Source organism: Amycolatopsis sp. NPDC048633 (assembly GCF_040650695.1).
Lineage (GTDB): Bacteria > Actinomycetota > Actinomycetes > Mycobacteriales > Pseudonocardiaceae > Amycolatopsis.
Genome location: NZ_JBEZHS010000008.1, coordinates 68,603 through 82,479, shown reverse-complemented (window position 1 = coordinate 82,479; position 13,877 = coordinate 68,603). Strand labels below are relative to the sequence as shown.

Genomic DNA, 13,877 nt, shown 5'->3' with positions numbered 1-13,877 from the left:
TCTCCTTAGTCTTTGACGGCGCCGCTGGTCAGCCCGGCGACGACGTACCGCTGGGCGACGACGAGCAGGACGGCCGCGGGGACCGCGGCGAGGACGGCGGTGGCCATGATCCCGTTCCAGTCGGCGGACTGGTTGCCGACGAACCGGTAGATGCCCACCGTGATGGGCTCGAACGACTGCCCGGTGGTGAGGGTGACGGCGAACAGGAAGTCCGCCCACGCGAACAGGAACGAGAACAGCCCGGCGGTGACCAGCGCGTTGCGGCTGACCGGGAGGATGATCGAGCGGAACGTCCGCCAGTACCCGGCACCGTCCACCCGGGACGCTTCGGTGAGCTCCTTCGGCACGGAGATCATGAAGGCCCGCAACAGGAGGATGGCGAACGGGATGGTCGCGGTCGAGTCCGCGAGCACCAGCCCGAGGTAGTTGTCGATCAGGCCGAGGTTGCTGAACACGGTGTAGAGCGCGTTGGCCATCACGATGCCCGGGATCATCTGCACGATGAGCAGCACGAACACCAGCACCGGCCCGCCGCGGACCCTCAGCTGGGCCAGCGCGTACGACGCGGGCGCGGCGATCGCCAGCGACACGAACACCGTGCCGAGTGCGACGACGACGCTGGAGAATAGGTGCGGTCCTTGGGAGGACAACGCCTTGCGATAGCCGTCCAGGGTGCCGTCCACGGGGAAGAACGCCGGGTCCGGGCGCAGCAGCGCGCCGCTGGGCTGCAGGGAGGCGTTGAGCATCCAGTACAGCGGGAACAGCAGCACCGCGACGATCAGGACGCCGAAGACCGTCCGGGCCTTCATGCCGCCGCCTCGGCCAGGGTCGCTCGCGCCGAGCGCAGGTAGAGCAGGCCGAACACGGTCGCCACCAGGATGAGGACGTTGCCGACCGCGGCGCCCTGCCCGAACGCGAAGTCCTGGAAGGACAGCCGGTAGGACCACGTCGTGAGCGTCTGCGTCGCGTTCGCCGGCCCGCCGCCGGTGACGACCATGATCACGTCGAACACCTTGATCGTGTAGACCAGCCCGAGCATGAGCACGATCCCGGTGACCGGCCGCAGCAGCGGCCAGGTGATGTGCCGGAACCGCTGCCACGCGCCCGCGCCGTCGAGCGACGCGGCCTCGTAGAGCGACGCGGGGATCGCGCGCAGGCCGCCGTGCAGGATCACCAGGTTGAACGGGATGCCGATCCAGATGTTCGTGAGGATCACCGCGGGCAGCGCCCAGCCGGTGCTGCTCAGCCACGGCACCGCGTCGAGGCCGACGAAGCGGAGGGCCGCGTTGAGCACGCCGTGGTCCTGGTCGAACATCCACCGCCAGACCGCGCCGCTGACGACCAGCGGCAGCAGCCAGGGCAGCAGGAGCAGCGACCGCAGCAGGGCGCTGCCGAGGAAGCGGCCGCTGAAGAAGACCGCCAGCGCGAGGCCGATGCCGAACTGGAAGACGAGCGACCCGGCCGTGAACAGCGCCGTGTTGAGGACGGCCGTCGAGAAGAGCGGGTTGTCGAAGACGGCAGCGTAGTTGTCGAAGCCGACGAAGGGCGCTTCGCCGGTGTAAAACGACTTCACCGTGTAGTCCTGCGTGCTCATCACGAGGTTCGCGGCGAGCGGGTAGCCGAAGAAGACCCCGACGTAGGCCAGGGCCGGCAGCAGAAACAGCCAGGCGGCGAACCGGTTGTCCCGCCGCGGTTTCCGGCCGCTTCGGGGTGGCGCCGTGACCGTGGCCGGGGCGACCAGGGTCACGAACCGCTCGCCTGCTGGGCGGCCTTCAGGGCCTGGTCGGCCGGCTGCTTCCCGGTCAGCGCCGCCTGGATCGCGTCGGCCAGCGCCTGCGAGACCTTCGGGTACTTCTCGCCGAGCTCGGCGGTGCGGGAGCGGGCGGAGCCGACCTCGTCGACGAACGCCTGCATCGCCGGCTGCTCCGCGCCGAACTTGGTCGCGGCGGCCGTCTTCGACGGGATGTAGGCGTGCGCCTTGCTCCACTCGAGCATCGTCGGCTCCGAGAGGATGCAGGAGAGCACCTTGCCCGCCGCCTGCTGGGTGGGGCCGCTGGTGACCGGCACGGTGCCGACCTCGCCGCCGAGCGCGACCACCGGCTTGCCGCCCGCCTGCGGCACCGGGATCGGCACCACGCCGTAGTGCAGGGACTTCTGCTCGTCGAGCCGGGCCAGGTTCCACGACCCGTTGACCATCATCGCCGCGGTGCCGCCCACGAACTGGTCGGCGACGTCGTTCTGGTTCCACGTCACCACGGACTTCGACGCCGACCCGGAGTTCACCAGGTCCGTGACGAATTGAAGCGCTTTCACGGACTGCGCGGAGTCCAGCTGGGACAGTTCGGCGCCGTTGCTCCAGAAGAACGGGAGGAACTGCCAGGTGCCCTCTTCGGACGGGATCGCGGAGAAGGCCAGGCCGTACTTGCCGTCCTTGGTGAGCTTCGCCGCGGCGGCCTTCAGCTCGTCCCAGGTCTTCGGCGGGGCCACCCCGGCCGCGGTGAGGAGGTCCTTGTTGTAGATCAGCGCGAGGCCGTTGACGCCGGGGGCGACGCCGTACACCTTGTCCTGGTAGGTCCCGGCCTTGACGATGCTCGGGTAGTAGCCGTCGGTGGCGATGCCGTAGCCGTCCAGCGGGGTCAGCGCGCCGGTCGCGGCGACCTGCTGCAGCGTCGGGTTGTCGGTGAAGAGCAGGTCCGGCAGCGTCTTCGAGCTCGCGCCCTGCAGGACTTTCGGCAGCATCTGGGCGGTCGGCACGGTCTGGCGCTGGACCTTGATCCCGGTCTGCGTGGCGCAGGTGTCGAGGATCTTCTGCCACGCCGCGGAACCCTGCTCGTCGGCGTAGTAGTCGAGCTCGGTGATCGACGTGGCGGCCGGGGCGCCGGCGTCGGTCGAAGCCTGCGGTGCGGGGCTGGGGCTGCACGCGGTCAGCAGCGCGGCGCTCGCGGCCAGGATCAGGGCGCGACGGGGTAGGGACATGGTGATCCTCCTTCGACGCTGGAGCAGAACCTTGTTGCCGATCCGGCCAGAGGTAGGCCGGCCCCGGAGCGGCGAGTAACCGTTGCTACGGGACCGATTCGGCCGTGACTGTGGCCGGATCGGCAATGGACAGCAGAGTCAGGCGCGCGGCGCGGCGGTGCTGTCGCGCCGGGTCAGGCGGGGCCCGAGCAGCCGGACCTCCGGGGTGGTGTGGCCGGCGAGCCGGCGCATGGTCATCTCGACGGCCTGGGCCCCGACCTCCTCGGCCGGGATGGCGACCGTGGTCAGCGCGACCGGGTGGTGCTCGGCCATGCTGTCCGGGCACACCGCGACGACCGAGATGTCCTCGGGCACGCGCAGGCCGCGGTGGCGCAGGTCCGACAGCAGCGCGGGCAGGACGGCCTCGTTGTGCACGACCAGGCCGGTCAGGTCCGGGTCGGCGGCGAGCAGGTCGTCCAGGCAGGCGCTCACCGCTTCGTAGGAGTGGGCGCACGGCCGGTTCGTCGCCCGCACGTCATGGCTCTTCGCGGCGGCGTCGAACCCGTGCAGGAACCGCGTCGCGTAGCTCGTGCCGCGCCGGTAGACGGCGGGGGAGGGGCCGATCAGCGCGACCGAGCGGTGGCCGAGCTCGGCCAGGTGCGCGACACACGCCGAACCGGCGGCGGTGAAGTCCAGGTCGACGCAGCTCAGCCCGGCCGGGTGGTCGGGCACGCCGATGAGGACCACGGGCAGGTCGAGCGCGATGAGCATCGGCACCCGCGGGTCGGCGGCTTCGACGTCCATCACCATCAGCGCGTCGGCGATCGCCGACGACGCCACCCGCTGCAGCGCGGCGGGGCCTTCGTCTTTCGTGAGCAGCAGCAGGTCGTGGTCGTGCGCGCGGGCCGCGGTGACCGCCGAGGCGACGAACTCCATCACCACGGCGACGTTGAGGTCCGTGCGCAGTGGCACGACCAGGGCGAGCACGTTCGTCTTGCTGCTCGCGAGCGCGCGGGCCCCGGCGTGCGGGTGGTAACCGAGCTTGCGGATACTCTCCTCGACCAGCCGCCGGGTCTTCGGCGAGATCGAGCGCTTGCCGCTGATCACGTACGACACCGTGCTGGGTGCCACGCCCGCCGCCGTGGCGACGTCGTTGATCGTGACCACGGGCGGCCTCCTGGGGACGGGGGTGGGGCGGAAGGCTGTCGAAGCGCATCGACGATGGCACGAAGGTAAGTGACACCCGCCCGAAACACAAGCGGGATTCGCCGCCGGCACATATTCGATTCGCATTCGACGATCAGCGGTCGTGTCGAAACTGTCGAACGCACCTGATGGGAGAACTTCCCGCAGCTCAGAGTGCAGTTTTCGGAGCCGGCCGGACTTCCTGGGTGCGCTCCCAGGAAGTCTTGACCTCGTGCTCACACGACTGTAATAGTCGTCACCATCCTCACCTTCGACGCGAATGTTCCGCGCCGCACTGTCGAAACGATTCGACGAATCCGGGAGGCCGTTCGTGCGCCAGTCCCCGCTCCGCCGCGCCCTCGTCCCGATGGTGGCCGCCACCCTGCTGCTGGCGCCGACGCCGGCCCTCGCGGCACCCCCGATGCCGTTCCGCGACCCGGCCCTGCCGCTCGCGACGCGGATCGACGACCTGCTGTCCCGGCTGACGGCCGACGAGAAGATCTCGCTCCTGCACCAGTACGAGCCGGCCATCCCGCGCCTGGGCATCGGCATGTTCAAGACCGGGACCGAAGCGCTGCACGGCGTCGCCTGGTCGACCGACTACGACAACAACGGTGCCGTCGTCAAAGCCGACGGCACGGTGTTCCCGCAGGCCATCGGCCTGGCTTCGACGTGGGACCCGGCGCTGGTGAAGCAGGTCGGCACGGCCGTCGGGCAGGAGGCGCGTGGCTTCAACGCGCGCAACCCGACGCTGTGGGGCCTCAACCTGTGGGCGCCGGTCGTCAACCTGCTGCGCGACCCCCGGTGGGGCCGCAACGAGGAGGGCTACTCCGAGGACCCGTACCTCACGGGTGAGCTCGCGACGGCGTACGGCCGCGGCATCCAGGGCGACGACCCGCGCTACCTGCAGGCCGCCCCGACACTGAAGCACTACCTCGCCTACAACAACGAGGTCAGCCGCGACACCAGCAACGCCTCCGTACCGCCGAAGATCCTGCACGACTACGACGAGCAGGCGTTCAAGATCCCGCTGCAGGCCGGCGCGGCCAACGGCGTCATGCCGTCGTACAACCTGGTCAACGGGCGGCCGAACACGGTGAGCCCCGACCTCGGCGGCCTGCTGCGCAAGTGGGCGCCGCAGGACATCGCCGTCGTCAGCGACGCCGGCGCCCCGTCCAACCTGGTCAACTCGGAGAAGTACTACGCCACCAAGGCGGAAGCGGACGCGGCGGCCATCAAAGCCGGGCTCGACAGCTTCACCGACAACGACACGAACGGTTCGATCACCGTCGAGGCCGTCAAGGAAGCGCTTACGCGCGGGTTGCTGACCATGGCCGACGTCGAGCAGGCCGACCGCCACCTGCTGTCACTGCGCTTCCGGCTCGGCGAGTTCGACCCGCCGGGCCGCAACCCCTACGCGAAGATCACCCCGGCCGTGATCGACTCGCCCGAGCACCGCGCGCTGGCCCGCAAAGTGGCCGACGAGCAGGTCGTCCTGCTGCGCAACAACGCGAACGCGCTTCCCTTGGACGCGGCGAAGAACCGGCGCGTCGCCGTCGTCGGTCCGCTGTCGGACACGCTCTACGAGGACTGGTACAGCGGCTCGATGCCGTACCGCGTCACGCCGGTGCAGGGCATCACGGAACGCTTGGGTAGCTCGGGCACGGTCGCGTCGTCCGAAGGCGTCGACCGCATCGCGCTGAAAGACCTCGGCACCGGCCGGTACCTGACGGCGCCCGCCACACCCGGCAAGGTGACGGCGGGCGGGACCGTCGCGGGCACCGCGGAGTCCTTCGACGTCTTCGACTGGGGCGCGGGCAAGAACACCCTGCGCGCCGCGGCGAACGGCCGGTACTTCAGCTATTCCGGTGGTGCGCTGGTCAACGACGTCGAACAGCCGACCGGCTGGTTCGTGCAGCAGCAGCTCAAGCTCGACCCGCAGCCGGACGGCAGCTACGTGCTCGAGTACGCGGGCAACGAGGTCACCGAGCCGTGGTTCGGCCCGAACCGCTACGCCGTCGTCGGCGCCGACGGGGTCCTCACGATCTCCGCCCCCGACGCGGCCCACGCGACGAAGTTCGGCCGCGAGGTGCTCACCAGTGGGATCTCCTCGGCGGTCGACGCGGCGCGAGGTGCGGACACGGCGGTCGTCGTGGTCGGCAGCATGCCGTTCATCAACGGCCGCGAAGCGAACGACCGGACGAGCACCGAGCTGGCGCCGGCGCAGCGCGCGTTGATCGAAGCCGTGCAGAAGGCCAACCCGCACACCGTGGTCGTGGTGGAGAACAGCTACCCGACGACCGGCTGGGACACGCTGTCCGTGCCGGGGATCGTGTGGACGAGCCACGCGGGGCAGGAGACCGGGCACGCGGTCGCCGACGTCCTGTTCGGCGACCACGACCCGAGCGGGCGGCTCACGCAGACCTGGTACGCCTCCGACGCGGGGCTGCCGAGCATCCTGGACTACGACATCGCGAAGACCGGGATGACGTACCAGTACTACCGCGGGAAGCCGTTGTACCCGTTCGGTTACGGGCTCAGCTACACCTCTTTCCGGTATGGGGCGGTGCGGGCTTCGCTCGCCGGCTCGGCGGTGCGGGTCAGCGTCGAGGTGACGAACACCGGCGCGCGCGACGGCACCGACGTCGTCCAGCTGTACTCGAAGGAGTCCGGCGTGCAGCGGCTGCGGGACTTCTCCCGCGTGACGCTGAAGCCGCACGAGACGCGGACGGTCCGGTTCGAGGTGCCGGTGGCGGACCTGGCCTCGTGGGACGTCTCGCGCGAGCGGCCGGTGGTGGCTGCCGGGGTCCACGCATTCTCGGTGGGCCGCAACGCTTCCGACCTGTCCGCGGCACGCCCGGTCTTCGTGCCGGGGGAGTGGCCCGCGCCGCGCGACCTGAGCCGTCCTACGCAGGCGCAGAACTTCGACGACTATTCCGGGACGACGTTGACGGACACTGCGAAGACGTCGGGCACGTCGGTTGCTGCCGTGGCCGGGAGCTGGCTGGCCTATCGTGACGTCGCTCTTTCCGGCCCTGCCCGGCTTTCGGCTTCGGTGTCCACAGTGGAGTCAGCGCACGTGACTGTCCACTTGGACTCGCCGAGCGGCCGGATCCTGGGCACGGCGGCGGTGCCGTCCACGGGGGACCGGTACGCGTATACGACCGTGGCGGCGGCGCTGGCGAAGGCGACCGGCCGCCACGACGTGTACCTGACCTTCGACGGGCCGGTGAACCTGGCGACGTTCTCCCTGCGGTGACTAGGGTTTGCGGCCCACCCCGGCGTACGGCAGCGCGTTGATCGCCGGGTCGTCGGACATGTCGCCGGCGCCCTCCGGCTTCCACATCGCGCAGCCGACCACGCCCGGCTCCACCATCTCGAAGCCGTCGAAGAAGGCGAGCACCTCGTCGTGCGTGCGGGGGACCGGCTGGTTCTGCTGGTCCTGGTTGCTCTTGTACACCTCGACCGCTTCGTCGAGCCGTCCCGCGTCGGAGTCGGCCGCGACGTGCGTGACGGCCAGGAAGCTGCCCGGGGCCAGCCGCTCGCGGTAGTGGGTCAGGATGTTCGCCGGGTCCCACGCGTCCGGTACGAAGTGCAGCAGCAGCAACATGAACACGCCGATCGGCTGGTCCAGGTCCAGCAGCTTGCCGGCGCCGTCGAAGATGTCGTTGACGTCGCGCAGGTCGGCCTGCAGCACCAGGCAGTTCTCGTTGTCCTGCAAGAGCAGCTCGCTGTGCGCCACGGCCACCGACTCACGGTCGACGTACACCACGCGGCACGACGGGTCGGCCTGCTGGACGATCTCGTGCAGGTTCCCCACGGTCGGGATGCCGGAGCCGATGTCGAGGAACTGCCGGATGCCGGAGTCGACCATGAACTTCGCCGCGCGGCGCAGGAACGCGCGGTTGAGGCGGGCCGCGTCGCGGACGCCCGGCATGATCTTGAGGATCTGCTCCCCGAGCGCGCGGTCGGCGGCGAAGTTGTGGTCGCCGTCGAGCCAGAAGTCGTACACCCGCGCCGGGTTCGGCACCGTGGTGTCGATCTCCGGCGGTACCCAGCTGAGCTCTCCGGTCACCGTGGCCTCCACCCCTCGCGGAATCTCGAAGGGCCGGAGTCTAGCGCCTCATCCGTTCGTGTGGACCCGCGTTCGCGGTGCCTGCCGCGTCGCTAAGGTGTCCCGGTCGCGAGGAGACGAGACATGACGGACGCGCGTCCCGTTCCCGGCCGGTGGCCCGTGCTCGGGCACACGGTGCCCCTGCTGCGCGACCCGCTGAAGCTCTTCACTTCCCTGCCGTCGCACGGAGATGTCGTCGAACTCCGCCTCGGTCCGCTGCCGGTGCACGTGGTCACGACCCCGGAACTGTCCTGGCAGGTGCTGGCCACCGACGCCGACAAGTTCGACAAGGGCTTGGTCTTCGACAAGATGCGCCCGCTCTTCGGCGACGGGCTCGCCACCTCGAACGGCGAGCTCAACCGCCGCCAGCGCCGCCTGGTGATGCCCGCCTTCGGCCGGACGCGGATCGCGGGGTACGCCGAGACCACGATGACGAAGCTGGCCGACGAGCTGGCGGGCTCGTGGCAGCCGGGCGAAGTCGTCCAGCTCGACCGGCGGATGCAGGACCTCGTCCTGACCATCGCCGGGCAGACGCTTTTTTCCACCGCGCTCGGCGACGACGCACTGGCGGAAATCCAGCGCTCGATCCCGATCATGCTGAAATACGTACTGATTCGAGCTTTCTCTCCGAAATTCGTGGAGAAACTGCCGATCCCGGCGAACCGGAAGTTCGACGCCGCAGCTGCTCGCCTGCGCGACGTCATCGGCGAAACCGTCGTCGCCGCGCGGGAACAGGGAGCCGACCACGGCGACCTGCTGTCGATGCTGCTCATGGCCCGCGACGAGGACACCGGCGAGGGCATGTCCGACCGGCAGGTGCACGACGAGGTCATCACGATCCTCACCACCGGCGCCGAGACCACCGCCGTCGCGCTGGCCTGGTTCTTCCACGAGCTCGGGCAGCACCCGGAGGTCGAACGCCGGTTCCACGCCGAGGTCGACGAGGTCCTCGGCGGCCGGCCCGCGCGCTTCGAAGACCTGCCGGACCTGGTCTACACGCACCAGATCGTCAACGAGATCGTCCGCCGCACCCCGCCGCTGATCCTCATGCGCCGCGCCCGCGAAGACGTCGAGCTCGGCGGCGTCACCATCCGGGCCGGCACCGAGGTCGCGGTCAGCCAGCACACCCTGCACCGGGATCCGCGCTGGTTCCCCGAGCCGGAGCGCTTCGACCCGGACCGCTGGACGCCCGGCCACACCGCGGAGCTGCCGAAGGGCGCGTACATCCCCTTCGGCGCCGGCGCGCGGTTGTGCCCGGGGCACGTCTTCGCGCCGACGGAGATCGGCATCATCGCCGCCACGATCGGGGCGCGGTGGCGGCTGGTTCCGGTGCCGGGCAAGAAGGTCCGGGCGCAGCTCAAGGCCACCATGCAGCCGAACCGGCTGCCGATGACCGTGGTGCCGCGGCAGACCTGACGGTGCCCGTTCGGCTACCGGGTGTAGTGTTCCCGAGTTCCTTCACCTGTCCGAGTCCAGAACGCTGTGTCCGATGAAAGGGATGGCGGCTTGAAACTGCCGGTCAAGGTGACGTCGGCGTTGTTCGCCTGCGGAGTCCTGCTCGCCTCGTTGACCGCCGCGATGCCCGCCGAGGCCGCCGCGATCTCCTGCACCGACACGGAGCTGCCGGTCAGCGGCCCGGGCCTGCCGCCGCTGGTGCCGGGCGCACCGGCGACGATGCACGGCCGGCTGTGCCTGCCCGCCGGGGAGGCGCCGGACACCGTCCAGCTGCTCGTGCACGGCGGGACGTACAACAGCGCGTACTGGGACCTGCCGTACCAGCCGGAGCGCTACTCCTACCAGCGCGACATGGCCGCACACGGCTACGCGACCTTCGCCGCCGACCAGCTGGGCGCCGGGCGCAGCAGCCGCCCGCTGAGCCTGCCGCTGACGGTCTGGGCGGCCGCCGAGTCGACCCACGAGGTGGTCGGGCACCTGCGCGCCGGGCACGTCGGCGGCGTGCGGTTCGCGAAGGTCGTCATCGTCGGGCACTCGGTCGGGTCCGGGGTCGTCGCCGTGGAGGCGTCGACCTACCACGACGTCGACGGCGTGGTCCTCACCGGCATCACGCACCTGCCCGCGCTGCCGGTGCTGGCGCTCGGCGCGGCCCTGGGCCTGCAGCCCGCGTTGCTCGACGGGCAGCTCGGCCGCCTGGGCAGCGACCCGCTGTACTTCACGACGAGGCCGGGCGCGCGGGCCGGGCTGTTCTACGCGGCGGGCGATGCCGACCCGGCCGTGATCGCCGCCGACGAGGCGACCAAGGACCAGGTTTCGGTGCCCGGGATGGGCACGGTCGCGCTGTTCGGGATCGTGTTGCCGGCGACGAAGGGAATTACCGCACCGGTTTTCCAGGTGGTGGGGGAAAAGGACGTTCTTTTCTGCGGCCTGCTTGCGCTGCGTGACTGTTCGAGCGCCCGGGCGTTGCGCGCCCAGGAAGCGCCGTACTACGCCGATCCGTCGAAACTGTCGATGTACGTCCTGCCGGGTGCCGGTCATTCTGTTGCGTTGCACGAAAACGCGGCGGACTACCGCGACGCCACCCGGTCGTGGCTGCGGGATCGCCTGGCGATCGCTCCGCAGGGTTATCACTCGATTGGATGAATGCTGTTTCGTGCACCGGACGCAATTCCGCGCCAAGATATATCGGCTACCCGACCGGAGTGTTGACCGGACCCCAGGACAGGCTGAGGTGACTGCTCCCCATCCCCGCGGTGACGACCCGCGGAAGACGCCGTCCGCCGAACGCGCGGCGAGACGGCTCGGCACGCTCGCGCGCAAGTGGGGCTACCTGATCAGCACCACCGCGTACCTGCCGCACACGCCCGAAGAGATCGAGCGCGAGCTGGCGGTGCTCGTCGGCCGGCTGTTCGAAGCCGTCGTGAGCGACCCGCCGGAGCTGGACGAGGCCGCGGCCGCGGGGGCCCGGCTCGTCGAGCTGCGCTGCGTCGGCGCGGACAGCCTGCGCCGCAGCCTGGAGGTGCTCGGCAAGGCCCTGCTGCGCGAGCCGGAGCTGCGCCGGGTCGACGGGCTGGCCGAGCGGGTCGTGCTGGTGCTCGGCGCGCTGAGCTCGGGCTACGGCGAGACGTTGCGCGAAGACATCCAGAAGCGCCAGGAAGGCCTGAGCCGGGCCCTGCTGAAGGTCGAGCAGGAGACGCGGCAGAAGCAGGTCATCACCCGCGCGCAGTTCGAAGAGGTGTTCGCCGGCTCGGCCAGCGGCGTCGCGCTCACCGAGCTGGACGGCCGGGTGCTGCGCGCCAACGCGGCGCTCGCGAAGACGCTCAACCGCACGCCGGCCGAGATCGCCGCGATGACCCTCTTCGACCTGGTTCACCCGGAGGAGGTCGAGCAGCTGCGGGAGGCCTACGGCGAGCTGGTGGCCGGCCGGCTGCACCGGCTGCGCGTCGGACGCCGGCTGGTCGGCCGGGACGGCGAGCCGATGTGGGCCACCTTCGCCGCGTCGGTGATCCGCGACGCGGTCGGCGCGCCCCGGCAGCTGATCACGATCGTCGACGACGACACCGAGGTGTCGCTGCTGCAGCGGCGCCTGTCCCACCAGGCCCTGCACGACGTGCTCACCGCGCTGCCGAACCGGCAGTTCTTCAGCACCCGCCTGGAGAACCTGCTGCGTGACGCCGACGCCTCGCGCGGCGTCACGCTCTTCCACCTCGACCTCGACGGCTTCTCGCAGATCACCGGCGGGCTCGGCCAGGAGCTCGGCGACCGGGTGCTGCGCGGGGTCGCCGCGAAGCTGAAGATCGTGTTCGAAGGCGAGAAGGCGCTCGTGGCGCGCCTGGGCGGCGACGAGTTCGGCGTGCTGGTGCAGAACACCGCGGACACCCCGGGCGTCCTGACGCTCGTCCGCCGGATCACCCACGAGCTGGCGGAGCCGGACTACGTGGACGGCGACCGCGGGGTCGCGGTGTCGGCCAGCATCGGGGTGGTCCACCGGCCGCCGCGCGACATCACGCCGGCCGAGCTGCTGCGCGCGTCGGACCTGACGCTGCGCCGCGTGCAGCGGGCCGGGGCCCAGTGGGGTCTGTTCGACCGCGAGCTGGACCGCCGAGACCGCCACGAGTTCGGCCTCGCCGCGGCGATGGCGGGTGCCTGGGAGAACGGCGAGATCGAGGTCGGCTACCGGCCGCTGGTGGCCGCGGCGGACGGCACGGTCCGGGGCGTCGAGGCGAGGCTGCGCTGGAACCACCCCACCGAAGGCGTGCTGTCCCACGAGACGTGCGTGCGGCTGGCGGGGGAGACGGGGCTGGCGCTGCCGCTGGGTACGTGGCTGCTGCGCACGGCCGTCGAGCGGGTCACGGCCGCCGACCTCGCCGTGCCGCTGACCGTCGAGCTGACGGCGCACCAGGCCACCGACCCGGAGCTGGTCGGCGAGATCCGCGGCGTGCTGGAGTCGACCGGCCTGGCGCCCGGCAGCCTGCGGCCCGGCTTCCCGTCGGCGACGCTGCTCGCGGACTCCGGCGACGCGGCCGACAACCTGAAGGTGCTGGCCGAAATCGGCGTGAGCGCGGAGGTCCACGACTTCGGCGACGTCACCTGCCTCACCGAGTTCCCGGCGCGCGCGGTCCGCTTGGCGGCCCACCTCGTGGCGCGCCGGGACCACCCGCTGGTGGACCGCTCGCTGACGGCGCTCGTCGAATCGGCCCACCTGGCCGGCGCGGAGGTCGCCGTGACCGGGATCGAGCGCGCGGACCAGCGTGACTGGTGGCGCGACCGGGGCGCGGACCGGCTGTCGGGGCCGCTGTTCACCGGGGTGCCGGGCGGCCTGCCCGCCTGGTGAGCGTTCAGATCCGCACCAGCACCTCGTCGAGGGACTTGCGCCGCAGGTCCGGCACCACGCAGTCGTCGGCGGGGTAGCCGACCGGGATCACCGCGAACGCCCGTTCGTTGCGGGGCCGGCCGAGCAGCTCGCCCAGGAACCGCATCGGGGACGGCGTGTGCGTCAACGCCGCCAAGCCCGCCACCTGCAACGCCGTCAGCAGCATGCCGACCGCGATGCCGACCGACTCGTCGACGTAGTAGTGCTTGTGGACGCCGCCGTCTTCGTCGAGCGCGAACCGTTGCTGGAACACGATGATCAGGTACGGCGCGTCGGTCAGGTGGGGCTTCACCGCGTCCGTGCCCAGGGGCCGCAGCGCGTCGAGCCACTCGTCGCCGAGCCGGCCGTCGTAGGAGATCCGCTCCTCCGCCTCGGCGGCTTCACGGATCGTCCGGCGCACCGCGGGATCGGTGACGAGGACGAACGTCCACGGCTGCTGGTGCGCGCCGCTGGGAGCCGTCGAGGCCACCGCGATGGCGTCGAGCACCGCGCGCTCGGGGACCGGGTCGGGGGAGAACATCCGGACCGAGCGCCGCGCCTCCATCCGCTCCCGCAGGGCGGCGACCTCGGCGACGGCTTCGGTGGCGGGCACGCGGGCCGGCCGGTACGGGACGGGGCGATAGGTCATGACCGGATTGTGGCGGGGGACACCACTGCTCCAGCAGGGCCGAACGTACGATCCTCGGAACGGCCACGTCCGGTATACGGACAGTAAGGTCATCCTTACCTCGAATTTTACGCCGAACGGCGCAAGGTAACTAGACCATCCGGTCCTGTCGCGTGAAGTGACCTCCT

At 70.8% G+C, this 13,877-nt stretch carries 10 protein-coding genes; 4 read left to right on the top strand and 6 right to left on the bottom strand.

Annotated features, from left to right (window positions below):
- Window positions 1–5: 5 nt before the first annotated feature.
- From AB0C38_RS17275 to AB0C38_RS17260, 4 genes are all read right to left on the bottom strand, one after another.
- On the bottom strand, window positions 6–809 hold the full coding sequence (locus AB0C38_RS17275; protein WP_360673611.1) for a carbohydrate ABC transporter permease: 804 nt from the start codon (window positions 807–809) through the stop codon (window positions 6–8).
- Window positions 806–1,747 (bottom strand): sugar ABC transporter permease, encoded by a 942-nt coding sequence (locus AB0C38_RS17270; RefSeq protein WP_360673608.1) that lies wholly within the window; start codon window positions 1,745–1,747, stop codon window positions 806–808. Before AB0C38_RS17270 ends, AB0C38_RS17275 begins: the two co-directional genes overlap by 4 nt.
- Entirely contained in the window at window positions 1,744–2,976 is a 1,233-nt protein-coding gene (locus AB0C38_RS17265) for an ABC transporter substrate-binding protein (protein WP_360673606.1), read from the bottom strand. Before AB0C38_RS17265 ends, AB0C38_RS17270 begins: the two co-directional genes overlap by 4 nt.
- A 138-nt stretch (window positions 2,977–3,114) precedes the next feature.
- Window positions 3,115–4,122: a LacI family DNA-binding transcriptional regulator gene (locus tag AB0C38_RS17260; RefSeq protein WP_360673603.1), complete on the bottom strand. Its 1,008-nt coding sequence runs from the start codon at window positions 4,120–4,122 to the stop codon at window positions 3,115–3,117.
- Window positions 4,123–4,471: 349 nt separating this feature from the next.
- On the opposite strand from AB0C38_RS17260, the gene AB0C38_RS17255 reads away from it, so the two are divergent.
- Window positions 4,472–7,399, top strand: a complete 2,928-nt coding sequence (locus AB0C38_RS17255) for a glycoside hydrolase family 3 C-terminal domain-containing protein (RefSeq protein WP_360673600.1) — start codon at window positions 4,472–4,474, stop codon at window positions 7,397–7,399.
- On the opposite strand, the gene AB0C38_RS17250 is transcribed toward AB0C38_RS17255, so the two are convergent.
- Entirely contained in the window at window positions 7,400–8,215 is an 816-nt protein-coding gene (locus AB0C38_RS17250) for an SAM-dependent methyltransferase (RefSeq protein ID WP_360673597.1), read from the bottom strand.
- 123 nt (window positions 8,216–8,338) lie between these two features.
- Between AB0C38_RS17250 and AB0C38_RS17245 the strand changes: the two genes are divergently transcribed.
- From AB0C38_RS17245 to AB0C38_RS17235, 3 genes are all read left to right on the top strand, one after another.
- The gene (locus AB0C38_RS17245) at window positions 8,339–9,670 is read left to right on the top strand and encodes a cytochrome P450 (protein WP_360673594.1); all 1,332 of its coding nucleotides are present in this window, start codon (window positions 8,339–8,341) and stop codon (window positions 9,668–9,670) included.
- A gap of 90 nt (window positions 9,671–9,760) precedes the next feature.
- Window positions 9,761–10,852, top strand: a complete 1,092-nt coding sequence (locus tag AB0C38_RS17240; protein ID WP_360673591.1) for an alpha/beta fold hydrolase — start codon at window positions 9,761–9,763, stop codon at window positions 10,850–10,852.
- Window positions 10,853–10,940: 88 nt separating this feature from the next.
- The gene (locus AB0C38_RS17235; protein WP_360673588.1) at window positions 10,941–13,043 is read left to right on the top strand and encodes an EAL domain-containing protein; all 2,103 of its coding nucleotides are present in this window, start codon (window positions 10,941–10,943) and stop codon (window positions 13,041–13,043) included.
- Between the two features lie 4 nt (window positions 13,044–13,047).
- Here the strand turns inward: AB0C38_RS17235 and AB0C38_RS17230 are convergent, their stop codons facing one another.
- The gene (locus tag AB0C38_RS17230) at window positions 13,048–13,710 is read right to left on the bottom strand and encodes a nitroreductase family protein (RefSeq protein ID WP_360673585.1); all 663 of its coding nucleotides are present in this window, start codon (window positions 13,708–13,710) and stop codon (window positions 13,048–13,050) included.
- Window positions 13,711–13,877 lie beyond the last annotated feature (167 nt).

Coding starts and splice junctions, on each gene's coding strand:
- AB0C38_RS17275 (WP_360673611.1), bottom strand. CDS start 809: ATGAAGGCCCGGACGGTCTTCGGCGTCCTGATCGTCGCGGTGCTGCTG.
- AB0C38_RS17265 (WP_360673606.1), bottom strand. CDS start 2,976: ATGTCCCTACCCCGTCGCGCCCTGATCCTGGCCGCGAGCGCCGCGCTG.
- AB0C38_RS17245 (WP_360673594.1), top strand. CDS start 8,339: ATGACGGACGCGCGTCCCGTTCCCGGCCGGTGGCCCGTGCTCGGGCAC.
- AB0C38_RS17230 (WP_360673585.1), bottom strand. CDS start 13,710: ATGACCTATCGCCCCGTCCCGTACCGGCCGGCCCGCGTGCCCGCCACC.